The sequence below is a fragment of the Micromonospora sp. NBC_01655 genome (assembly GCF_026339755.1).
Classification (GTDB): domain Bacteria; phylum Actinomycetota; class Actinomycetes; order Mycobacteriales; family Micromonosporaceae; genus Micromonospora.
Genome location: NZ_JAPEQF010000001.1, coordinates 3,134,682 through 3,156,833 on the forward strand (window position 1 = coordinate 3,134,682; position 22,152 = coordinate 3,156,833).

The 22,152-nt window shown below is 70.8% G+C and carries 19 protein-coding genes and 3 pseudogenes; 16 read left to right on the plus strand and 6 right to left on the minus strand.

Annotation, left to right across the window (positions count from 1 at the left end):
• The first annotated feature begins 142 nt into the window (after positions 1-142).
• From OOK41_RS14790 to OOK41_RS14830, 9 genes are all read left to right on the plus strand, one after another.
• Positions 143-706, plus strand: a complete 564-nt coding sequence (locus OOK41_RS14790; RefSeq protein WP_266265424.1) for an amino acid synthesis family protein — start codon at positions 143-145, stop codon at positions 704-706.
• Positions 707-736: 30 nt separating this feature from the next.
• Positions 737-2,092: an aminotransferase class III-fold pyridoxal phosphate-dependent enzyme gene (locus tag OOK41_RS14795; RefSeq protein WP_266265427.1), complete on the plus strand. Its 1,356-nt coding sequence runs from the start codon at positions 737-739 to the stop codon at positions 2,090-2,092.
• A gap of 46 nt (positions 2,093-2,138) precedes the next feature.
• Positions 2,139-3,554, plus strand: coding sequence for a dihydropyrimidinase (hydA, locus tag OOK41_RS14800; RefSeq protein WP_117670054.1), 1,416 nt, complete (start codon positions 2,139-2,141; stop codon positions 3,552-3,554).
• A 48-nt stretch (positions 3,555-3,602) separates the two neighbouring features.
• Positions 3,603-4,610 (plus strand): LLM class flavin-dependent oxidoreductase, encoded by a 1,008-nt coding sequence (locus OOK41_RS14805; protein WP_117670056.1) that lies wholly within the window; start codon positions 3,603-3,605, stop codon positions 4,608-4,610.
• A 4-nt stretch (positions 4,611-4,614) separates the two neighbouring features.
• The gene (gene npdG, locus OOK41_RS14810) at positions 4,615-5,310 is read left to right on the plus strand and encodes an NADPH-dependent F420 reductase (protein ID WP_266265432.1); all 696 of its coding nucleotides are present in this window, start codon (positions 4,615-4,617) and stop codon (positions 5,308-5,310) included.
• Positions 5,307-6,137 carry a carbon-nitrogen hydrolase family protein gene (locus OOK41_RS14815; protein ID WP_117670058.1) on the plus strand — a complete coding sequence of 277 codons (831 nt, stop codon included), beginning with the start codon at positions 5,307-5,309 and terminating at the stop codon, positions 6,135-6,137. The genes npdG and OOK41_RS14815 overlap by 4 nt, the downstream gene beginning before the upstream one ends.
• A complete protein-coding gene (cofC, locus tag OOK41_RS14820; RefSeq protein WP_266265435.1) occupies positions 6,134-6,796 on the plus strand; it encodes a 2-phospho-L-lactate guanylyltransferase in 663 nt (220 codons plus the stop codon). Before OOK41_RS14815 ends, cofC begins: the two co-directional genes overlap by 4 nt.
• A gap of 42 nt (positions 6,797-6,838) precedes the next feature.
• On the plus strand, positions 6,839-7,792 hold the full coding sequence (locus OOK41_RS14825; protein WP_266265437.1) for a DMT family transporter: 954 nt from the start codon (positions 6,839-6,841) through the stop codon (positions 7,790-7,792).
• 267 nt (positions 7,793-8,059) lie between these two features.
• Positions 8,060-9,349 (plus strand): VCBS repeat domain-containing M23 family metallopeptidase, encoded by a 1,290-nt coding sequence (locus OOK41_RS14830; RefSeq protein WP_266265440.1) that lies wholly within the window; start codon positions 8,060-8,062, stop codon positions 9,347-9,349.
• A 265-nt stretch (positions 9,350-9,614) separates the two neighbouring features.
• Here OOK41_RS14830 and OOK41_RS14835 read toward each other — a convergent pair whose 3' ends face one another.
• Together OOK41_RS14835 and OOK41_RS14840 are read right to left on the minus strand one after the other, a co-directional pair.
• Complete coding sequence (locus OOK41_RS14835; RefSeq protein ID WP_266265441.1) at positions 9,615-10,868, minus strand: MFS transporter; 1,254 nt, start codon at positions 10,866-10,868, stop codon at positions 9,615-9,617.
• The gene (locus tag OOK41_RS14840) at positions 10,865-12,592 is read right to left on the minus strand and encodes an FAD-dependent oxidoreductase (RefSeq protein WP_266265442.1); all 1,728 of its coding nucleotides are present in this window, start codon (positions 12,590-12,592) and stop codon (positions 10,865-10,867) included. The genes OOK41_RS14835 and OOK41_RS14840 overlap by 4 nt, the downstream gene beginning before the upstream one ends.
• A 198-nt stretch (positions 12,593-12,790) precedes the next feature.
• Here OOK41_RS14840 and OOK41_RS14845 point away from each other — a divergent pair.
• The 4 genes and pseudogenes from OOK41_RS14845 to OOK41_RS14860 form a co-directional block, all read left to right on the plus strand.
• Positions 12,791-13,093 (plus strand): annotated as a pseudogene (locus tag OOK41_RS14845) (ArsR/SmtB family transcription factor); the annotation flags it as partial.
• A 144-nt stretch (positions 13,094-13,237) separates the two neighbouring features.
• Positions 13,238-13,516: a helix-turn-helix transcriptional regulator gene (locus OOK41_RS14850; RefSeq protein ID WP_256371546.1), complete on the plus strand. Its 279-nt coding sequence runs from the start codon at positions 13,238-13,240 to the stop codon at positions 13,514-13,516.
• A gap of 1 nt (position 13,517) precedes the next feature.
• On the plus strand, positions 13,518-14,633 hold the full coding sequence (gene arsB / locus OOK41_RS14855; RefSeq protein WP_266265443.1) for an ACR3 family arsenite efflux transporter: 1,116 nt from the start codon (positions 13,518-13,520) through the stop codon (positions 14,631-14,633).
• A gap of 109 nt (positions 14,634-14,742) precedes the next feature.
• Positions 14,743-15,150: an arsenate reductase ArsC gene (locus OOK41_RS14860; protein ID WP_266265444.1), complete on the plus strand. Its 408-nt coding sequence runs from the start codon at positions 14,743-14,745 to the stop codon at positions 15,148-15,150.
• Between the two features lie 51 nt (positions 15,151-15,201).
• Here OOK41_RS14860 and OOK41_RS14865 read toward each other — a convergent pair whose 3' ends face one another.
• Together OOK41_RS14865 and OOK41_RS14870 are read right to left on the minus strand one after the other, a co-directional pair.
• A complete protein-coding gene (locus OOK41_RS14865) occupies positions 15,202-16,644 on the minus strand; it encodes an aldehyde dehydrogenase family protein (protein ID WP_266265445.1) in 1,443 nt (480 codons plus the stop codon).
• Between the two features lie 62 nt (positions 16,645-16,706).
• Positions 16,707-18,242, minus strand: a complete 1,536-nt coding sequence (locus OOK41_RS14870; RefSeq protein ID WP_266265447.1) for a PucR family transcriptional regulator — start codon at positions 18,240-18,242, stop codon at positions 16,707-16,709.
• 104 nt (positions 18,243-18,346) lie between these two features.
• Between OOK41_RS14870 and gabT the strand changes: the two genes are divergently transcribed.
• Together gabT and OOK41_RS14880 are read left to right on the plus strand one after the other, a co-directional pair.
• On the plus strand, positions 18,347-19,690 hold the full coding sequence (gene gabT / locus OOK41_RS14875; RefSeq protein ID WP_266265448.1) for a 4-aminobutyrate--2-oxoglutarate transaminase: 1,344 nt from the start codon (positions 18,347-18,349) through the stop codon (positions 19,688-19,690).
• A 43-nt stretch (positions 19,691-19,733) separates the two neighbouring features.
• Positions 19,734-19,991: pseudogene (locus OOK41_RS14880) on the plus strand (SDR family NAD(P)-dependent oxidoreductase); the annotation flags it as partial.
• Between the two features lie 81 nt (positions 19,992-20,072).
• On the opposite strand, the pseudogene OOK41_RS32075 reads toward OOK41_RS14880, so the two are convergent.
• Positions 20,073-20,168 (minus strand): annotated as a pseudogene (locus tag OOK41_RS32075) (hypothetical protein); the annotation flags it as partial.
• A gap of 76 nt (positions 20,169-20,244) precedes the next feature.
• On the opposite strand from OOK41_RS32075, the gene OOK41_RS14885 reads away from it, so the two are divergent.
• On the plus strand, positions 20,245-20,871 hold the full coding sequence (locus OOK41_RS14885; RefSeq protein ID WP_117670112.1) for a hypothetical protein: 627 nt from the start codon (positions 20,245-20,247) through the stop codon (positions 20,869-20,871).
• A 231-nt stretch (positions 20,872-21,102) separates the two neighbouring features.
• Here the strand turns inward: OOK41_RS14885 and OOK41_RS14890 are convergent, their stop codons facing one another.
• Positions 21,103-22,125: an RICIN domain-containing protein gene (locus OOK41_RS14890; RefSeq protein ID WP_266265450.1), complete on the minus strand. Its 1,023-nt coding sequence runs from the start codon at positions 22,123-22,125 to the stop codon at positions 21,103-21,105.
• Positions 22,126-22,152 lie beyond the last annotated feature (27 nt).

Consider the following 22,152-nt stretch of genomic DNA (forward strand, 5'->3'; position numbering starts at 1 on the left):
GCCGTCCCTTGTGACCTGCGGGGTCGGCGGCACGCCGGTGTCCCGAGCACCGGGATCCGTTCTCGAAGGCTATTGACTCGCTATTGCCGTAGAGCCAAGATATGAACCGATGGTTCATTCAATGAACCACTAAGGAGTGATCGTGAGCATCCGGGTTCGCAAGCTGATCCGTCACCTCGAAGAGACGCGGCTGGAGAACGGCAGGCCGGTGCAGCCGGTGCACCGGGTCGCCTTCGCTGGCGTGGTCATCGAGAATCCCTACCCCAGCGAGTACGTCCAGGACCTGGTCACCCTGGCCGACGAGATCGGCGAGGAGATCGGCAACCTGGTCGGCCCCGCCTGCGTGGAACTGCTTGGCGAGGAGGTCGAGGCGTTCGGCAAGGCGGCGCTCGTCGGTATCGACGGCGAGGTCGAGCACGGCTCGGCGCTGATCCACAACCTCCGCTTCGGCAACGTCTTCCGCGGCGCGGCCGGCGGCACCGAACTGCTGCCCGCCGCCGAGAAGGTCGGCCTGCCCGGCAGCCCCATCGACATCCCGCTCAAGCACAAGCTGGACGCCAAGACCCGCTCGCACCACCAGACGGTGACCCTCCAGGTGGCCGACGTACCCCGGCCCCGGGAGATCCTCGTGGTCTGCGCCGCGTCGAACGCCGGACGCCCGCTGGCCCGCCTCGCCGCCTTCGGCGCCGAGCTGAAGAGCAACTGACCCCAGCGCTCGACGGGACGGAGCCAGCCGATGACCATCACCGACACCACCACCTGGACCAGCCAGCGGCTCAAGGAGATCGACAAGGAGTACGTCATCCACTCCTGGTCGGTGCAGGGCGCGCTCGACCCCATCCCCGTGGCCGGCGGATCCGGTTCCTGGTTCTGGGACTACGACGGCCGCCGGTACCTCGACTTCCAGTCGCAACTGGTCAACCTGAACCTGGGTCACCAGCACCCCCGACTGGTCGATGCGATCCGCGCCCAGGCCGAGCAGCTCTGCTACATCGGGCCCGGCTTCGCCGAGCGTTCCCGGGCCGAGCTGGCCGAGCTGCTGGCCGGGCTCACCCCCGGTGACCTGAAGATGAGCTTCTTCACCACCGGCGGGGCGGCGGCCAACGAGAACGCCGTCCGGCTGGCCCGGCACGTCACCGGCCGGCAGAAGATCATCGCCCGCTACCGCTCGTACCACGGCGCCACGGCGGGCGCGATGTCGCTCACCGGCGACCCGCGCCGGTGGGCGGCGGAGCCGGGGATGACCGGCGTGGTGCGGATGCTCGACCCCTATACCTACCGGTGCCCGGCCGGGCACCCCGACCCGTGCCCGGTCTGCTCCGGCGGCCCGCACCTGGAGGAGATCCTCCAGTACGAGAACCCGGAGACCGTCGCCGCGGTGATCGTCGAGCCGGTCACCGGCACGAACGGGCTGCTCTACCCGCCGGACGGGTACCTGCGGTCGCTGCGGGAGGTCTGCGACCGGTACGGCATCCTGCTCATCTTCGACGAGGTGATGGCGGGCTTCGGCCGTACCGGTGAGTGGTTCGCCTGCGACCACTGGGACGTCGTGCCGGACATTCTCACCACCGCGAAGGGACTGAACTCCGGCTACGTCCCCCTCGGGGCGATGACGGTCTCCGCCCGGATCTCCGACTGGTTGCGGGACCACATGTTCTGGGGCGGACTGACCTACGCCGGGCACCCGCTCGCCTGCGCCTCCGGCGTGGCGTCCCTGCGGATCATGCAGGACGAGGGCGTGGTGGAGAACGCGCGGGCGATGGGGCAGCGGCTCGGTGCCGGCCTGGCCAGGCTGGCGGAGTGCCACCCGAGCATCGGCGACATCCGGGGCCGGGGGCTGTTCTACGGCGTCGAGCTGGTACGCAACCGCGACACCCGGGAGCCGCTCGTCCCGTTCAACGCCAAGGGTCCGGCGGCGGCCCCGGTCAGCCGGCTGCTCAAGGCCGCGATGCAGCAGGGCGTCTACCTGACCGCCAACTTCAACGTCCTGCGGCTGACCCCGCCACTGGTGATCAACGCCGAGGAGATCGATCTCGGGCTCGGTGTCCTCGACGAGGTGCTGTCCCTCGCCGACGAGCACTACCAGGGCTGACCAACGGCGCGACGGGTGGGAACCCACCACGGAAGGAGAGGTAGGCATGCCGACGACGCTGATCACCAACGGCACGGTCGTCAACGCCGATGCGGCGGTCCGCGCCGACGTGCTGGTGCGGGACGGCCGGATCGTCGCCCTCGGTGCCGGGCCGGAGTGGACCGCCGACCACGTCGTCGACGCGACCGGGAAGCTGGTCATGCCCGGCGGCATCGACGCGCACACCCACCTGGAGTACCCGGTCGACGGGTTCAGCACCCACACCGCCGACGACTTCCACACCGGGACCGTCGCGGCCGTGTACGGCGGCACGACCACCGTCCTCGACTTCGTCAAGAAGGAGCCGGACCGGTCGCTGTACGACACCTACCTGCGGCGGCGGGACGCGGCGGCGGCCAAGGCCGTGATCGACGTGGGCCTGCACGCCATCGTGCCGCCCCGTGCCGCCCAGCCGGACGTCCTCGACGACCTGCGCCGGCTGGTCGGCGAGGGCGCCACCAGCTGGAAGTTCTTCATGGCCTACCCGGGCCAGATGGTCGAGGACGACGAACTGCTCGACGGCTTCGAGCTGGCGCGCGAGCTCGGCGTACTGCCGATGGTGCACGCCGAGAACGGACACATGGTCGCCCGCGAGGTCCGGCGCCTGGTGGACAGCGGCCGGACCGCCGAGAGCTTCCACCTACGGGCACACGGGCACGACTCCGAGGCCGAGGCGGTGCACCGGGCCGTCGTGCTCGCCGACACCATCGGCATACCGCTGTACGTGGTGCACGTCTCCAGCACGGCGGCGGCCGACGAGATCAGCCGGGCCCGCTCCGCCGGGTCGCAGGTGTGGGGCGAGACCTGCCCCCAGTACCTGGTCGTGGCCTACGAGGACTACGCCGACCTCGGCGAGCGGGCCGCCGCGTACATCTGCTCCCCGCCGATCCGGGAACGCAGCAACCAGGACGGCCTGTGGCGGATGCTCGCCACCGGTGCCCTCTCCACCGTCGCCACCGACCACGCCGGCTTCTGCCTGCACCAGCCCGACGACCTGCCGCCGCAGAAGATGCGCAGCCCCGGCTACTTCCCGAAGGTGCCCAACGGCGTCCCGGGCATCGAGGACCGGCTGATGGTCCTCTGGCAGGCCGGGGTGGCCGGCGGACTGATCGACCCGTGCCGCTTCGTGGACCTGGTCGCCACCCGGCCGGCCAAGCTGTTCGGCCTCTTCCCGCAGAAGGGGATCGTCGCCGTCGGGGCAGACGCCGACCTGGTGATCTGGGATCCGGCAGCCGACCACGTGATCACGGCGGCGGGCTCGCACATGCGTACCGACTACAACATCTACGAGGGCATGCGGGTGACCGGCAAACCGGTGCACGTCTTCTCCCGCGGCGAGCACCTGGTCGACGCGGACGGCCTCCGGCACGCCACCCCCGGCCGGGGAACCTTCCTGACCCGCGCCGCGCCGCGCCAACCCTGACCTACCGAATCGCACCCTCCACCACGACCGAGCGGAGCTGACACCGAGATGAAACTTCCCCTGGGTATCCACGTCGGTGAGCGACTCAGCCTGGAGCAGACCTACTGGCAGGCCGAGTTCGCCGACCAGAACGGGTTCGAGTCCGTGTGGGTCGCCGAGGGACGACTCGCCCGCGACGGCATCGTCCCGGCGGCGATCATCGCGAGCCGGACGAGGAACGTGAAGATCGGCACCGGCGTCGTCAACAACAAGAGCCGCAACGCGGCCCTGATGGCGGTCACCTTCAAGACCCTGGACGAGGTCGCGCCGGGCCGGGCGATCCTGGGCATCGGCGCCTGGTGGGAGCCGCTGGCGACGAAGGTCGGCCAGCCACTGTCCAAGCCCATCAAATCGATGCGCGAGTACATCACCGTCCTGCAGACCTTCTTCCGCAACGAGGTCGTCTCCTTCGACGGCGAGTTCGTGCAGATGACGGACGTGCGCTTCGACAGCATGTACCGCGAGAACAAGCCGGTCGACATCCCGATCTACATCGGCGCGGTCGGCCCCCGGATGCTCGAACTCGCCGGTGAGATCAGCGACGGCGTGCACATGGACTTCCTGCTCCCCCCGTCGTACATGGTCGGCGCCCGTGCCGCGATCGAGCGGGGGGTGGCCAAGCGGACCGACGGCCGCGACGGCATCGACCTGACCCAGATCGTGTCGTGCAGCGTCAACGACGACGACCCGCAGGAGGCCATCGACGCGTGCAAGGCATTCCTCACCCTCTACCTCTGCCAGCAGCCGCACATCGCCGAGCACTGCGGGGTCGAGCGCGAACTCGTCGACCGGTTGCAGGAGATCGCCGGCTGGCCCGCGACGCCGGAGGACATCAAGCGGGCGATGCGGCTGGTCCCCAACAGCCTGGTGCAGAACGTCACCGCCTGCGGCTCCACCGACGACGCCTTCCAGAAGCTGCAGTCGTACCACGAGGCCGGGGTGCGCTGCCCGATCATCTCCACCCTGGGCGACAAGGAGCAGACCCTCACCCGGCTCGCCCAGGCCGCGAAGGGGTGACCCGATGACCGAGAGCCATTCCACCCGCATCGCCGTGGTCGGTGGCACCGGCCCGCAGGGCCGGGGGCTGGGCTACCGCCTGGCGCGTGCCGGACACGAGGTCGTCCTCGGCTCACGCGACATTCAGCGGGCCACGGCCGCCGCCGAGGAACTGTCCCGGCTCGCCGTCGGTGCCCGGATCACCGGTGCGACGAACCTGGCGGCTGCGGAGAGCGCAGGCATCGTGCTGCTCGCCGTGCCGTACGACGGACACGCCCAACTGGTGACCAGCCTGGTGCCGGCGTTGGCCGGCAAACTCGTCGTCAGCTGCGTCAACCCGCTCAGCTTCGACCGGTTCGGGCCGTACGGCCGTACCGTCTCGGCCGGCAGCGGCGCCGAGGAGGCCGCCGGAATCGTCGCCTCGGCCACCGTGGTCGGCGCGTTCCACCACCTGGCCGCCCCCCTCCTGCTCGACCCGGAGGCGGACCTGAGCCACGAGGACGTCCTGGTCTGCGGGGACGACGTCGCCGCCAAGGAGAAGGTGATGGCCCTCGCCGCCGACGTGACCGGCGGCCGTGGCCTCGACGCCGGCCGGCTGCGGCTGGCCCGCCAACTGGAACCCCTGACCGCAGTCCTGATCAGTGTGAACAAGCGGTACAAGACCCGTTCCGGGCTGGCCCTCACCGGCCTGGCCCCGGCGGTCGGAAAGGTCCCCGCGTGAAACTCGCAGCCCTGCAACTTCGTGCCACCGACGACCGGGCAGAGACGATCGGCCGGGCCGCCGACCTGATCGACGACGCCGCCGCTCAGGATGCCCGGATCCTGCTGCTGCCGGAGCTGTTCGCGGTGCCGTTCGTCCAACCGGAGCCCGACCTCGACTACTTCCGGTACGCCGAGGGACTCGACGGCCCGTCCAACCGGATGGCGGCCGAGCGGTCGAAGCGGCACCGGATGACCGTCATCTCGTCGATCTTCGAGGCGGGGCAGGTGCCGGGGGTGTACCACAACACCGCCTGCACCTACGTCGACGGCGAACTCAGGTCGGTGTACCGCAAGTCGCACCTGCCGTTCTCCAACGGCTTCCCGGAGAAGTTCTACTTCCAACCGGGCGGCGCCGAGCCGGAGGTGGTCCAGACCGGTGAGACCGGCGTCGGCACCATCATCTGCTACGAGCGGCACTTCCCCGAGCTGAGCCGGGTGGTCGCCCTGCGCGGCGGATCGGTGCTCTGCGTTCCCGTCGCCTCGGCGAGCGCCCCGATGCGTGAGGTGTTCCAGCTGGAGCTGCGCGCCCACGCGGTGTTCAACGGCCTCTTCGTGATCTGCGCCAACCGGGTCGGCACCGAAGGTGTGAAGGACTACTTCGGGCTCAGCGCGGTCTACGGCCCCGACGGCGGCGTGCTCGCCCAGGCCGCCGACGACCGGGACGACGTGGCGGTGGCCGAGGTCGACCTCAGCCTGGTCGACCTCGCCCGCCGTCGACGCCCCTTCCTCCGCGACCGGCGACCCGAGCTGTACGGGCGGCTGACCAGGATGGAACCCGACGCATGACGGACGGCTCGTGGGTGGTGGTCGTACCGGCCAAGTCATTCACGGCGGCCAAGACCCGCTGCGTCGGCCTCGACCCCGCGCAACGGCGCGGGCTGGCCCGGGCGATGCTGCTCGACGTCGTCGGCGAGCTGATCCGGGCCCGTCGGGTGCGCGCCGTCGTCGTCGCCGCGACCGACCCGGAGGTGGTCGGCGCGGCGTTGTCCACCGGTGCCGTGGTCGCCGGCAGCACCCGTGGGCCGGACCTCAACCGGGAGGTTCTCGACGCGCTCACCATCGCCGGGGAGGCGCTCCCCGACGCGCGGCTGGCCGTCGCCATGGCCGATCTCGCCGGAGCACGGCCCACGGACTACGACGCGGTACTGGCGGCAGCCGGATCCCACCCACGGGCCATCGTCTCGGACGACGACGGCACCGGGACCACCATGGTGACCCTCACCGTGCCCGGCGAGTTCCGGCCCTTCCTCGGCGCCGACTCGCGCCGCCGGTTCCTCGCCGACGGATACCACGATCTCCCGGTGACCGCGCCTGGGCTGCGGCGGGACGTGGACACCGTCGCCCACCTGCGCTCGCTCGGGATGGACCGGCTCGGCGGGGCGACCCGCTCGTGGGCCGGGTCATCGGTGCCGACCGCGAACCGGCCGACCCGGTCGGTTGCCTGATACTGATCAACGGTTCGGTACCCGCGTCTCGGAGAGGACACGATGACCCTGCTCGCCAGCCGGGCCTCCGGCGACCGCACGTGGCTGGTCGCCGTCGCCGCCAGCCTCTGGGGCTTCTCGGGCCTGCTGCGGGAACCGCTCTCCCGGCAGCTTCCGGCGCTGAGCGTGGTCCTGGCCGAACACGTCGTCCTCGTGCTCCTGGTGTCGCCCTGGCTGATCCCGGCCGTACGCTCGCTCCTCCGTTCCTCCGTGCGGACGAAGCTGGCCGTGCTGGTGATCGGGGCCGGCTCCTCGGCGCTGGCCACAACGCTCTTCACCGCCGCGTTCCGGCTGGGCGACCCGATCACGCCGCAGGTGTTGCAGAAGCTGCAACCGGCGCTGGCGATCGTCCTGGCCGCCGCGTTGCTGGGGGAGCGGGTGAGCCGACGATTCCCCCTCTTCGCGGTGCCCGCGGTCGTCGGCGCCTGGCTGTTGGCCTTCCCCGACCCGCTGGGGGTGCAACCTCGCGGCCTGGCCGCCGCCGCGCTGGCCACCGGGGCCGCAGCCCTCTGGGCGGCCGGCACCGTCCTCGGCCGGATGGTCAGTGCCGAACTGTCCTTCCTGCACATCACCACGCTGCGGTTCACCGTCGGGCTGGTCACCCTCGCCACCTTCGCTGCGGCGACCTGGACACCGGTCACGGTTCCGGTGGAGCTGGTACCCCGGCTGGCGCTGCTTGCGGCCGTACCGGGCCTGCTCGCCCTGTCGCTGTACTACCACGCCCTGCGGCGCACGCCCGCGTCGAACGCGACCCTGGCCGAACTGGCCTTCCCACTGACGGCCGCCGTGGTCGGACTCGCCCTGCTCGACGGGCGACTGGGCGCGAGCCAGTGGACCGGCCTGGTGCTGGTCCTGGCCTCGGTGGTGCTGCTCGCGCTGCACGAGAACCGCAGTTCGCTTCCGGCGGTACGGCAGCGGGCCGAGGAGAACGGCCGAACGCCCGCCTACCAGCCCTGAACACCCCGCACGCGGAGTCTTCGAGTCACGGTCCGTTGCGAGAGGTGGCGGCCCGCTTGCCTGGAGTCTCGCCCTCATCGATCTCAGAGCCCCGGAACCCATCGTGAACGGCGCAGTTACGATTAAAATGGCTCATTGGCGTTCTTGACAGTCTCGGTCTCGTTGGGACATGCTCTGGGCCGGAACGTTCGCCCGATAGTCAGTCGCGTATGGGCGTGTACCCACAAGGTCAACGTTCCGCCCCGCCCAATATACGAGGAGGCCCATTTGCGTCGCAGTATTGCAGCCAGCTTGGCTGTGCTTGTCGCCGGGCTCGGAACAATGGTTTCCCCGGAGTTCGCACATGCCGGCAGCGGTGCGCCGTTCAAGCTGCCTTACCGGGCCGGATACGCGTACACCATTACCCAGACCCCCGGGAGCGGCTACTCCCACAACGACGCCTATAACCGCCATGCCGTTGACTTCGCCATGCCGCAAGGCACCCCGATCGTCGCCTCGGCGGCCGGCACCGTCTACTACGAGGGATGGAGCACCGGTGGCGGCATCATCGCCCTAATCGACCACGGCAACAATCGCTGCTCTCAGTACGCCCATCTCAGCGCCACCATCGTCAACAAAGGACAACGGGTGGCCCAGGGGCAGCATATCGGCGCCTCCGGCGCCACTGGAAACGTGACCGGTCCGCACCTGCACTGGAATGTCGTCTACTGCGACTCGCAGCTGAGCCGCGAAATCCCCAATGCGGTGGAGGTCGGCACCAACTATCCCACCGGTACCGCACCGGTGAGCCAGAACAGGCTGTCGGCCGGCCTGCCGGGGGCTGACGGCGAACGGGTGTCCGACTTCAGTGGTGACGGTGCCGCCGATGTTCTGGGGGTCGCTGCCGACGGTGACTTCTGGTACTACCCCCACAATGGTGCCGGCCTCAGCAGCCCGGTCAAGATCGGGCACGGCTGGTCGACCTTCCGGCACGTGATGGCCGCGGACTGGAGCGGTGACGGCGCCGCCGACATCCTGGGTGTCGACTCCTCCGGGAGACTGTTGTACTACCCGAACAACAGCTATGGGCTGTCCGGCTACACGCAGCTCGGGCATGGCTGGGCGACCTTCAAGCACGTGATGGCTGCGGACTGGAGCGGTGATGGCGCCGCTGACGTTCTGGGTGTCGATTCGAGCGGGAATCTCTGGTACTACCCGCACAGCGGTGCCGGTCTCGGTACTCCGGTCAAGATCGGCAATGGCTGGTCGACCTTCCAGCACGTGATGGCTGCGGACTGGAGCGGTGATGGCGCCGCTGACGTTCTGGGTGTCGATTCGAGCGGGAATCTCTGGTACTACCCGCACAGCGGTGCCGGTCTCGGTACTCCGGTCAAGATCGGGCACGGTTGGGCGACCTTCAAGCACGTGATGGCTGCGGACTGGAGCGGTGATGGCGCCGCTGACGTTCTGGGTGTCGATTCGAGCGGGAATCTCTGGTACTACCCGCACAGCGGTGCCGGTCTCGGTACTCCGGTCAAGATCGGACACGGCTGGTCCACCTTCATACACGTCATGTGACAACGACCAGCTACGTGGACAGGTCGGCCCAGGTGCCGGTCCCGGTGCCCCGGCCGACCCGTCCGGTCGTCTTCTGCCCCTGCACGTCACGGCGGTAACGTCCAGGTGTCGATCCCTTGGAAGTGTGGAGGGCTCGGTTATGCGGTTCGGGCCTCCAGAGCCTGCACCGTTGATCGTTCGTAGTCGGTAGGTGATCGAGGCGGCGGTCCGCCGTCCCGGTAGCTCGTCCACCGATCTCGGCACCGGCACCCCTCCGGCCGTCGCGTCAGGACGGCCTGGCGTGGCGACTGGCCGCCGGTCGGGAGATGACTGCGGCGATGGCGACGGCCGCGACAGCGCAGCAGCTCGCGACTGCGGCCAGAACCGGGGCGTAGCTGCCGGTGGTGGCCTGCAGGGCGGCCGCCGCGAGGGGGCCGGCGGCTTTGGCGAGGGTCATGGGGACGACGAGGATACCGGCGAGGGTGGCGTAGCGGCCGGTGTCGTAACGTTCGGCGAGGAGCACGGGTTTGGCGATGGTGGCGACACCGAAGCCGAGGCCGAAGCCGATGACGGCGCCGATCGCGCCGCCGGTGGTGGTGCCGACGATGGGCAACAGCAGTGCGGCGGCTGCTTGGACGGCGAAGACGGCGGCGGTGATGGTGGTGGTGCGGTGACGGCGTTGCAGACCGGTGGTGAGGAGGCGTCCGGCGACGGACAGCACGCCGAGCAGCCCGGCGATGGCGGCGGCGAAGGCCGGCCGGTGGCCCCACGAGACGAGAGCCGCGATGAGGTGGACGGCGAGGGCGCTGATGGCGGCGGTGTGGGCGGTGAACCCGAGTGCGAGCAGCCAGAATCCGCGGTCGGCCAGCGCCCCCCGTATCGCCCCGTTGCTCGCCGCCGCATCGTGCCGGGGCCGGACGGGGTGCGCGGGCCGGCGCACCAGCAGGGCGTGCAGTGGCACAGTCACCGTCTGAAGGGCGGCCAGTGCGAGCAGGGCGGTGCGCCAGCCGTGGGCGTCGACCAGCCACCCGGTCAGCGGCAGGAACACCGTGCTGGCGAAGCCGGCGACGACGGTGACGGCAAGCAGGGAGCCCGCGCGGCGTTCGGGGCTGGTGAGGGCGATGACGACGGCGAACGCGGCTTCGTAGAGGCTGGCGGCGCAGGCGGCCCCCATGCCGACCTGCACCGCGTAGAGCTGCCACAGCTGGTCGACCCGGCTGAACAGCAGCAGGAGCAGCACTCCGGCCGCGGAGCCTGCGGCCATCAGGGCCCGGCCGCCGTGGCGGTCGAGCCACCGACCGACCGGCACTGCCAGGACGGCGCCGACGAGGACGCTGGCGGTGAACGCCCCGGTGACCGCCGTGGTGCTGGTGTGCAGGTCGGCGGCGAGTGGGTTGAGCAGGACGGCGAAGGCGTAGTAGAGGGTGCCGTAGCCGATGGTCTGGGTGATGGCGAGCGCGGCGACCGTGGTCCGTCCGCGGCGGTCCCCGCCGACGCTGGTGTGGCCGGCGGGGACGTCGGTGGTGGGGCTGGTGGTCACCCGCAGCAGCCGCCGCCGGAGGAGGAGACGTTGACTAGGCCGAGTTCGGCGCGCGGGAGACCGGCGGCTGCCGTGCCCTGGCCGATGGTGTCGAACTGGTTACCGGCGAGGGAGGCGAGTTGCAGCGCGATGTCGGGGTCGATGCCGAGTTCGTCGGCGGCGGCGCGGGTGGCGGCGGCGATGGTGCCTGCGGTGGGCAGGTGGCGTAGGGCTGCGGAGATGAGCTGGTTCGGGACGTCCGGGGCGAGGCCGAAGCGGCCGGCGGCGTCGTCGAGCATCGCCTGGTAGCCCTGGGTGGAGGAGCAGACGCCGGTTTCGGGGAGGTCGAGCTGCACGTCGCGGGCGGCCGTCCAGTCTCCGGCGAGGGCTGCGGTGATCGAGCGGACCTGCTCGTAGCCGGTGGCCATCAGGAAGGTCGGGGCGCGGCCGTAGGACTTCATGCCGACGGCAAAGTAGCCGGGCTCCGGCTGGGTGAGTTCGTCGACGCCGTGCGGGCGCACGGTGCCGCAGGAGTGCTCGTTCGGATCGATCAGCGGTGCCAGCGTCCGGGTGCATCCCAGCGCGGGATCGAGGTCGAGGCGCAGCTCGGCGGCGATGGTGTGGTCGGGACGGAAGCCGGTGGCGGCGACGATCCGGTCGGCGACCAGCGTGCGCCCGTCGAGGGCGGTCAGCTCGGCGTGCCCGTCGATGGCGGTGACGGCGTGTACGGCGAAGCCGGTGACCAACCGGACGCGCCCAGAGTCGACGAGCAGCTTGGTCCCGGTGCCCAGCGCGCCGCGGCCGGGCAGCGCGTCGGCGTCCCCGCCGCCGAGCGCACGGTCGACGGAACCGCCACGGGTGGCCCAGGTGATGGTCGTGCCCGGCTCCTGCTCGGCCAGCTCGGCGAGCGCGAGCAGCGTGTTCGCGGCGGAGTGCCCCGCGCCGACGACGACGGTGTGTCGGCCGGCGAACCGGTCACGGTCGGCGCCGAACACGTCGGGCAACGCGCCGTCGATCAGCGCCGTGCTCTGCGGGTCGGTCTCGCCGTGCGCGGCAAGCCCGTTGGCGCCGAGCACGTTCGGGGTGCGCCAGGTGCCGGAGGCGTCGATCACCGCCGCGGCGAGCACGTCCTCGCCGGTGGCGAGCCGGACGACGAACGGCGCGTTCTCGCGGCCGGCGGTCTTGACCCGGTCCACGCCGACGCGGCCGATCGCCACAACCGGGGCGTCATAGCGGATGTACGGCGCGACCTGCGGCAGCTTCGCCAGCGGCTGAAGGTACGCCTCGACCAGGTCGGCACCGGTGGGCAGCACGTCGGCGTCGGGGGCGGCCCAACCGGCGGCCTCCAGCAGGCGGCGGGCGGCGTGGTCGATGTTGTACCGCCACGGCGAGAACAACCGTACGTGCCCCCACGCTGCCACGGCTGCCCCCGCCGACGGCCCGGCCTCCAGCACGGTGAACGGTAGTCCCCGCTCGTGCAGGTGTGCCGCTGCGGCCAGCCCCACCGGACCGGCGCCGATGACCACGACCGGGTGCGGCCCGTCGACCCGCCCGGCCCGACCGGCCACCCCGGCCGGCTGGGCCGGCACCGTGTCATCAGCTGTGGCTGATGCGTTGCTGGTGCCGCAGCAGCTCGCGCCCGCGTCGATCGCCTCGGTCTTCGTGCCCGGGGCGCAGCAGGCGTCGGCCTGCTCGGCGGCCTGGGCGGGGCCGCAGCACGGTGCGGCGGTCTGGTCCTTGCTCATCAGACGACTCTCCCTGGTTCCTGGCGTGGGCAAACACGTGTCGCCGGACACGACGCCCGGGTCGATCACGCAGGCTGGTCGACGGTTGTGACCCGTTTCAGGTCCAGGGGTATCAACCCCGACTGATCGGTGTCTCGATTCTCGTCGAACCGGATAGCCCACCTTGCATCTCGGTTAGACGCCTGTCAAGCTAGGCGCATGTCGGTTCTTCCCGTGCCGGACACCACGGGGGCGCAGGGCTGCTGCCCTCCCCTGTCGGTGCAGGCTCTCGCGCCACAGGCCGCCGGCGAGTTGGCGCCGCTGTTCAAGGCGTTGGGCGACCCGGTCAGGCTGCGGCTGCTGTCGCTCATCGCCGCTACCACGGAGATCTGCGTCTGCGATCTGACCGATGCCTTCGAACTCACCGGGGCGACCATCTCGCATCACCTGCGGGTGCTGCGCGAGACCGGCATGGTCGACTGCGAACGCCGCGGCACCTGGGTCTACTACTGGGTGCGCACAGAGGCGCTGAACCTGCTCGGCAACCTGCTGACCAGCAACGCCGCCACGCCGCCCGGAGCCGCGTCTGCGGCTTCCGGCGCCTCCTCGTTGGCAACTCATCCCGACTTGAATCAGGGTGCGCTGATATCAGCTAATTCTGATGTGGTGCGGTTGTTGGGAGACCCGCTACGGGCGCAGATCGTGCGGAGCCTCGCCGCCGGCCCGGCAACGACGTCGCACCTGGTCGCGGACACCGGCGCGAAGCAGCCCAACGTGTCCGGGCACCTCAAGCTGCTTCGCGAAGCTGGCGTCGTGACTGCCGAGCCACGCGGCCGCTTCACCTACTACCGGCTCGTCCCGGACGCCCTGCAGGGTGCGGCACTGCACCTGGCCGACCTCGCCGCGCAGGCCCGGGCCCACTCCGAGAACTTCAGGACCTGCTGACATGACGAACACCGCCACCGTCGGCGACGCATCGCCGACGGTCGTCGCGCGGCTGTCGCGCCTCGACCAGTTGCTCCCGCTGTGGATTGGTCTGGCCATGGCTGCCGGCCTGCTGCTCGGCCGACTCATCCCCGGCCTGAACACCGTCCTGGAAGCAGTCAGGATCGGCGGGATCTCCCTGCCGATCGCGCTCGGCCTGCTCGTCATGATGTATCCGGTGCTGGCCAAGGTCCGTTACGACCGGCTCGACACCGTCACCGGCGATCGTCGGCTGCTGCTGTCCTCGCTGCTGCTCAACTGGGTCCTCGGCCCGGCCCTGATGTTCGCCCTCGCCTGGATCTTCCTCGCCGACCACGCCGAGTACCGCACCGGCCTGATCATCGTCGGCCTGGCCCGCTGCATCGCCATGGTCATCATCTGGAATGACCTGGCCTGCGGCGACCGCGAAGCCGCCGCTGTCCTCGTCGCCCTCAACTCCGTGTTCCAGGTCCTCGCCTTCGGCCTGCTGGGCTGGTTCTACCTGTCCGTGCTGCCGGACTGGCTCAATCTGTCCGGCGCGCAGTTGCAGGTGTCTGGGTGGGACATCGCGGTCAACGTGCTGATCTTCCTCGGCATCCCCCTGCTCGCCGGCTACCTCACCCGCCGCCTTGGCGAGAGAGCCAGGGGTCGCACCTGGTACGAGAGCCGTTTCCTGCCGAAGATCGGGCCGGTCGCCCTGTACGGGCTGCTGTTCACCATCGTCATCCTGTTTGCCCTGCAGGGTGACGCCATCACGTCGCAGCCGTGGGACGTCGTGCTGATCGCCGTGCCGCTGCTGGTCTACTTCGCGGTCATGTGGGCCGGCTCCTACGCCTTCGGCCGGACCATCGGCCTGAACTACGAGCGCACCACCACCCTCGCGTTCACCGCCGCCGGCAACAACTTCGAGCTGGCCATCGCCGTCGCCATCGGCACGTTCGGCGTCACCAGCGGCCAGGCCCTCGCCGGTGTCGTCGGCCCGCTCATCGAGGTACCCGTGCTGGTCGCCCTGGTCTACGTCAGCCTCGCCCTACGCCGGCGCCTGTTCCCGGCCGCGAGCTCTCCTCGGGCCGCCACGACCTCTGGGGGCCGGTCATGAACCAGATGCCGCCGCTGACCGACGACGTGCTACGCGCCGTGCGTGACGACATCGACACCCGCGTACGGGCCCTGCTTGCCGACCTCACCGACCGATAAGGAAAATCCTCGTGCCCGACAAGCCCAGCGTCCTGTTCGTCTGTGTGCACAACGCCGGCCGCTCCCAGCTGGCCGCCGGCTGGCTACGTCACCTCGCCGCCGGCCGCGTCGAGGTCCGCTCCGCCGGCTCCGCACCCGCCGAGACCATCAACCCCGCCGCCGTCGAAGCCATGCGCGAAGTCGGCATCGACATCACCGACCAGACCCCCAGGCTCCTCGAATACGACACCGTCGAAGCCTCCGACGTCGTGATCACCATGGGCTGCGGCGACGCCTGCCCCGTCTTCCCCGGCAAACGCTACGAGGACTGGAAACTCGAAGACCCGGCCGGCAAGGGCGTCGAGGCCGTGCGCCCGATCCGCGACGAGATCAAGACCCGGATCGAGAAACTGCTCGCGGACCTCATCCCCACGAACTGACCATGGCCCCGGTCCGACCACCAGCACGCCCGGAACGGCTCCCGCCGGGCGTCAGAGGTCGATCCCGGTGAGGACCATGACCCGTTCGTGGGTGTAGTCCGCCATGGCGTACCGGACCCCCTCCCGGCCGACCCCCGATTCCTTGACACCGCCGTACGGCATCTGATCCGCCCGAAATGACGGCACGTCGCCGATGATGACGCCGCCGACCTCGAGGTCGCGATGTGCGCGGAACGCGAGCTGGAGGTCGTGGGTGAAGACACCCGCCTGAAGACCGAACCTCGAATCGTTGATCCGCCGGAACGCGTCGTCGGCCCCGTCGACCAGTTGCAGCACGAGGACCGGGCCGAAGATCTCCTCGCGGACGACCCTCGCGTTCGCCGGATCATCCTCCAGGATCGTCGGTGCGTACGTCGTTCCGGTCCGGCTCCCGCCGGTGAGCAGCCGGGCCCCCGCCGTCACGGCGTCGGCCACCCAGGACTCGACCCGTTCGGCCGCCTCGCGGTTGATCAGCGGGCCGACCTGGGTCTGTTCGTCATTCGGGTCGCCGGTGCGCAGCGCCGCCACCGCCGCCACGAGGCGTTCCTTCAGCGGCTCGTACACCTGCGCGTCGGCGTAGACGCGCTGCACTCCGATGCAGGACTGGCCGGCCTGGTAGTTGGCGAAGGTGGCGATCCGCCGCGCCGCCCAGTCAAGGTCGGCGTCGCCGCCGTAGTCGGCGCTGACGTAGGCCGCGGCGTTTCCGCCCAACTCGAGGACGACGTGCTTGTGCGGTACCGAGGCCGCGATCGCCGCGCCGACCGGACCGGAGCCGGTGAACGAGACGACCGGTAGGCGCGTGTCGCCGACCAGCGTGCCGACCCGGTCGTCGGGCACGTTGAGCACGCTCACCATGCCGGCCGGCAGCCCGACCGCAGCGATGATCTCGCCGAGTAGCAGCGCCGACAGCGGCGTCTTGGGCGCCGGCTTGACGACGACGGGGGCGCCCACCGCGATCGCCGGTGCCACCTTGTGCGCGACCAGGTTCAACGGGAAGTTGAACGGGGTGATGGCCAGCACCGGCCCCTTGGGTACGCGGCGGACGTAGGCCAGCCGCCCCTCGGCGGACCCGTCGGTGTCCAGCCGCATCACCTCACCGGACCAGGTCCGGGTTGACTCCGCGGCCACCCGGAACACCGAAACGGCGCGGCCGACCTCGGCCCGCGCCCACTGCACTGGCTTGCCGCTCTCGGCGGTGATCAGCCGGGCGAGTTCCTCGGCCCGCTCGGCGAGCACGCGACTCGTCGCGGCCAGTGCCTCGGCACGCACATGGATCGGAAGCGTGGCCGCTTCCCGGCGGACGGCGTCGGCGGCGGCCACCGCCCGTTCGGTCTGGGCGTCGGTGGCGTAGGTCGTGCACGCCACCGGGCGGCCGTCGTAGGGGTGGCGCACCTCTAGTGTCGTCTCGCCGTGGACCGCGGTTCCGGCGATCCACAACGGCAGCGGTTCGGTCATGGCTGGAAGGTACGCGCGGGCAGGGGGCGTCGCCGTTGTACGAAGTGGCACTGCTGGCGTGGTCACTTGGTCGGTGTGGACAGCGTCCGCTGCCGCGCGGTGATCGCGAACCACAGCTCCATCCTGGCGTCGACGGAGGAGAGGTCGCGCCCGAGCAGTGCCGCCGCCTTCTGCACCCGGTATCTGAGGGTGTGCCGGTGGATCCGGAGCGAGGCGGCCGCCGGGTCGTACTGCCCGTGCTGTCCGAGCCACGCCGCCAGCGACCCCACCAGGTCGATCCCGGTTGCTCGCGCGTACTCGTCGAGTGGGCCGAGCAGACTGTCCGCGTACGCGGACAGCGCGGGCAGGTCCACCAGGCCGACCGCGCTGGTGCGCCGGACCTGGCTGTAGTCGAGGACGGGTGGCATCAGGTGGCGGGCGGTCGCCGCCGCCTGGCGAGCCTGGTGGATGGCCTGAGCCAGCCCCGCAGCGCTGGATCCGACGCTGGTGCCCGCCGCGACGCGCCCGTCGTCCGGAATCCTGGCCAGCAGGATGTCCTGGTCCCGCTGGTCGGCGGTGACCGCCAGGAGGTCACCGCCGACGACGGCCGCGAACACGTGGTCGTCGAGCCGGGCGATCAGGTCGAGCAGCAGTTCATCGAGGACGTCCGGTGGGCCGGTGAGTGCCGTGACGTGCAGTCGCTCATTGGTGAGCAGCGCCGCACCGAGCCCGACGAGGATCTCCTCGTCCGGCTGGCCCCCGTCGAGCAGCAGGCGTAGCAGCGCCGCCGAACGCGCCGTCACCTCCCCGACCTTCGTCTGCTCCAGGTCGAAGGAGAGCAGGGCGGTCGCGACGTTGATCAGGGACTGGTCGGTGGCGCCCAGCGGGCGGTCCATGCCCACGGCGAGGAAGCCGCGGCCGGGAGCGTGGCCGGCAGTGGCGGGCGACAATGGGTGGACCACGACGTGGGAAGTCCCGTGGACCAGGGAGAGCGCGGCGTGCCGCCGTCCCCGCAGCCGGCCCACCTCGTCGGCGAGCCCGGCGGCGCAGGGGCGCGCGCCAGCGGGCGAGACGTGCCGGATCTTGCCGCCGGGACTGAGGAGGGCCGCCCAGCCGCCGAGGGTCGCCGCGAGCCGGCTGACCACTCCCGGGGCATGCCCGGTGACCGCCGCGCGGGTCAGTGCCTGCTGGCCGGCGAACCCGCGTTCCACCTCCGCGTACCGCTCGGCGGTGAGGAGGTCGGAGACCGCCTTGCTGATGGCGATGAACGGGGTCGGCTGGTCGACCTCGATGAGGGGCAGGCCCCGTTCCCGGGCGACGTGGACGAGCAGCGCCGGCACCGTGTCCGTGACGAGTCCGACGCCGTAGCCGAGCGCGACCACGTCGGCGTCGAGCAGGCGGCCGAGGTACGCGTTGACGCCCGCCCGGTCCGGGGGCAGGCGTAGGCCGGTGGTCAGCAGCAGCTCGCCGCCCTGTAGATACGGCGTGGGATCGTCGAGTTCACTGGTGGCCGCCCAGCGGATGGGTACCTGGAGGGCGGCGCCCTCCGGCCCCGGGCTGGTCAGCATCCGCAGACCCAGGTCCGGGTGTGCGAGCAGGGCGTCGAGGGTGACCGGCATGTTCCCCCTCCCACGAACTGTTGTGCAGACTGTATAAGAGCCGTTTCGCAACTTGTACTCAGCGCCCGACGCGGCGCCCCGCCCGGCTACCTACATTTGCCGACATGCCGAACAGGATCTCCGGAGGCCCAGACCTTCCCCAGCAGCGCCGCGTCGTCACCGACATCCCCGGCCCGGCCTCACGGGAACGTGCTGCCCGCCGCCGGCGTCTCGTCGCCGACGGCGTAGGCACCACGCTGCCGGTGTTCATCGAGGCCGCCGGCGGCGGGGTGCTGCGCGACGTGGACGGCAACTCGCTGATCGACCTCGCCTCGGGCATCGCCGTGACCGGTGTCGGCAACGCGGCCCCGGAGGTCGCCGACCGGGTCGCCGCGCAGGCGCGGTTGTTCACGCACACCTGCTTCATGGTCACTTCCTACGACGGGTACGTCGATGTCTGCGAGCAGCTCGCGGAGCTGACCCCTGGTGCCCACGCGAAGAAGTCCGTCCTGCTCAACTCTGGGGCGGAGGCGGTGGAGAACGCCATCAAGATCGCCCGTACCTTCACGGGTCGGGACGCGGTCGTGGTCTTCGACCACGCCTACCACGGCCGTACCAACCTGACCATGGCGATGACGGCGAAGAACATGCCGTACAAGCAGGGCTTCGGACCGTTCGCCGCCGAGGTCCACCGGGCCCCCGTCTCCTACCGCTTCCGGGACGACCTCTCCGGCGTCGAGGCGGCCGAGCAGGCGATCGACCGGATCGAGCGGCAGGTCGGTTCCGGGAATGTCGCCTGCGTCGTGATCGAGCCGATCCTCGGCGAGGGTGGATTCATCGTTCCGGCCGAGGGATTCCTCCCCCGACTCGCCGACTGGGCGCGCGAAAGCGGCGTCGTCTTCGTCGCCGACGAGATCCAGACCGGGTTCTGCCGCACCGGAGACTGGTTCGCCTGCGACCACGAGGGCGTCGTGCCGGACCTGATCACGACCGCGAAGGGGATCGCGGGAGGTCTTCCGCTGGCTGCGGTCACCGGCCGCGCCGAGATCATGGACTCGGTGCACGGCGGTGGGCTCGGCGGCACGTACGGCGGCAACCCGGTCGCCTGCGCCGCCGCGCTCGGCGCGATCGAGGTCATGCGGAGCCGGGACCTGAACTCCGCTGCTCGGCGGCTGGGCGAGCTGATGGTCGGCCGGCTGAGGGAGATCGCCCACGAGCACCCGGCGATCGGGGACATCCGCGGCCGGGGCGCGATGATCGCCGTAGAACTCGTCCGCGACGACGGGCGTACGCCGGACCCGGCCCGGGCGGCGGCCGTGTCCAAGCACTGCCACGCGCAGGGCGTACTGACGCTCACCTGCGGCAGCTACGGCAACGTGCTCCGGTTCCTGCCGCCGCTGGTGATCTCCGAGGATCTTCTCGCCGAGGCGATGGACGTACTCGCCGACGCCTTCACCACAACCGCCTGACGAGCGTGTCCGCCGGCAGGACCAGAGCGTTACGGGAGACGACATGAGCAGCACCAGCAGACGTACCGCGATCGTGACCGGGGCAGCCCGGGGCATCGGTGCGGCCATCGCCCGGCGGCTCGCCGCCGACGGCTTCTCCGTCGCGGTCCTCGACCTCGACGAGGCCGGCTGCGGACCGGTCGTCGACGCGATCGAGTCCGGCGGCGGTCGCGCCCTGGCGGTCGGCGTCGATGTCACCGACGCGGTCGGTGTCGAGGCTGCGGTGGCCCGGGTCGCCGCGGAACTCGGGGCGCCGACGGTGGGTTACCGCTTCCCGGCGCGGTGCCGGCATCGCCGCGTTGACATCCCGGTCCTGACTGGCCCCGCACGGGCAGGTCCACGACCGGACGTTCAACGCCGGCTTCTCCCCGACTACACCACCCACCCCGCACGTGGAGGTCGACGGAACCCATGACCCGCCGTCTCGCCCGCGGCGCACCAGCCACCCCCCAGAAAACGCCGCACCTGCGGCCGGCCTCGCCGGTCATGGTGGTGTTTGTCGATACCCTGATTAGATGCGCCTTTCCCGTGCGAGCATCGGACTGCTGCTGCTTCTTGCCCTCGCCGCCTGCTCGGGTCCCGACCCGGCCGCGACCGCGCCTTCCTCGTCGCCGGCCGCGCCGCCCCGGCCCGGGCGGCTGGTGTCGAGCACCCACCCGTACACCGCCGACGGCCCCGCCACGCCCACGGACTACGGCAAGCCCGGTACACCGCACGCGGAAGTCATGTACAAGCTGCAACAACAGGTGCTGAACCAGGCCGGCGCGCCGGCGCACACGTCTGTGACCTGCAACAAGAAGTTCATCACCGGCAACGTGAAGGCGAGGTGCACGGTAAAGTTCGACGATCTCGCGGTGCCCATGGACGTGACCGTGTCGATCGCCGACCAGTACCTGACCTGGTCCGCCGTCGCCTCGGTCGGCGTGCTGTCCCAGAGGAACGTGGGCTGGCTGTGGATCAACGAAGCAGGCAACAACAACGCCCGGCCGGGCACCGCGATGTGCGACGCCGCGATGCCCGAACAGGCCGTGTTCCCCTTCGGCCCGACGCCGTTCTTCTGCTGGTACACCACAGAAATCGGCACCGTGGTGGAGAAGCAGGTGGCGATCGACCGGCAGGGCGTCACCTTCGAGAAGGCCTGACCGAGCCATGGGCAGACTTCGGCACGCCGCCGAAGCGCTCGGCCACACCGCCCGTCGCGGGGGTGCACGGTGCGTCCGTCGGACGACCAACAGAAGGCCATGCCTTCTTCGGGTTGAGGGCGCAGCTCGTACCCCGCGCCGGGACAGGGCAGCCCTACCTGTCCTGGCCGGTGCCCCGGTTGCCCGTCGGCGGCTGTTGAGGAGCGGCAACCGGCCGGACCGCGTGGGCCATCAACCTTCGGGCAGCGAATCGACCAGGAACACCTGGTCCGCTCCACCGGTGCACGGCTCGACCGCCGCCTCGGCCAGCACCTCGGTGTCATCGTCCCGGATGCCCATGCACAAGTCGCTGCCCGCCGGGCGGAGGCGGTAGGCGGTCGGCGTAGATCCGGTCGGCTCGAAGCGGAACAGTTGGGGCCAGAGGTCGCTGCGGCAGTCCTTCCAGGGCTCGATCAGGTTTCGGCCGGGATCCTCCAAGCGGACGGTGAGGCAGCCCAACCCCTGCACCGGGTGGTCCCACTTGATGATGTACAGGCCGTCGGCCACCGGCTCCAGGTAGGTTTCCGGTGGGGTAGCACCGGCGCAGGGACGCTGGACCGCGATCTCGCTGCGGTACCGGCCGCTGCGGTCACGCCCCTCAGAGATGCAGAGCTGCGGGGAGCGGACGGGGCGGATCTGACTCCGGCCGCCGCTCGGCCTGGCCGAGGCGCCGGCGCTGCCGCTCGCCGAGGTGGCCGCACCGGCGCGCTCTGCCGCCGGCCGCTGCCCAGCGTCGGGGCGACGGATCCAGGCGCCGACGCCGAGTGCGGCCAGCAGGACGCCGACGATGAGCAGGGCCAGCGGCGCGGGCCGCGCGAACCAGCGCCGACCCGCCGCGCCGGATCGTCGTACTTTCGTGCTCGCGTCGCCTGCGGTGGCATCGGCCGGTGGCGGTTCCGGCGGAGGCGTGGTCGGCATCGGATCGTACGGGGCGAGTGCGCTGGCGGCGAGGCGGTCCCGCGCCCGCAGCCATACCTCCACGTGATCCTCCCCGCCGCAGGCGCGGACGAACGCGGCCAGCACCTCGGGTCGCGGCAGAGTGGACCGGCGCAGGACATCGGCGGCGGTGCTGCGGGCCAGCACGTCACCGGCCGCAGCCGCGCGCTGCTCCAGTTGTCGGTACGTCAGGCGGGACCGGTCCTTGAGCCGGCGCAGCATGTCGACGAACTCGGCCGGGTCGGCCGCCTCGTCCGGTCGAAGCTCCCCCGTGGTCATCGCCCGATTCTCCAGACACCCGACGTG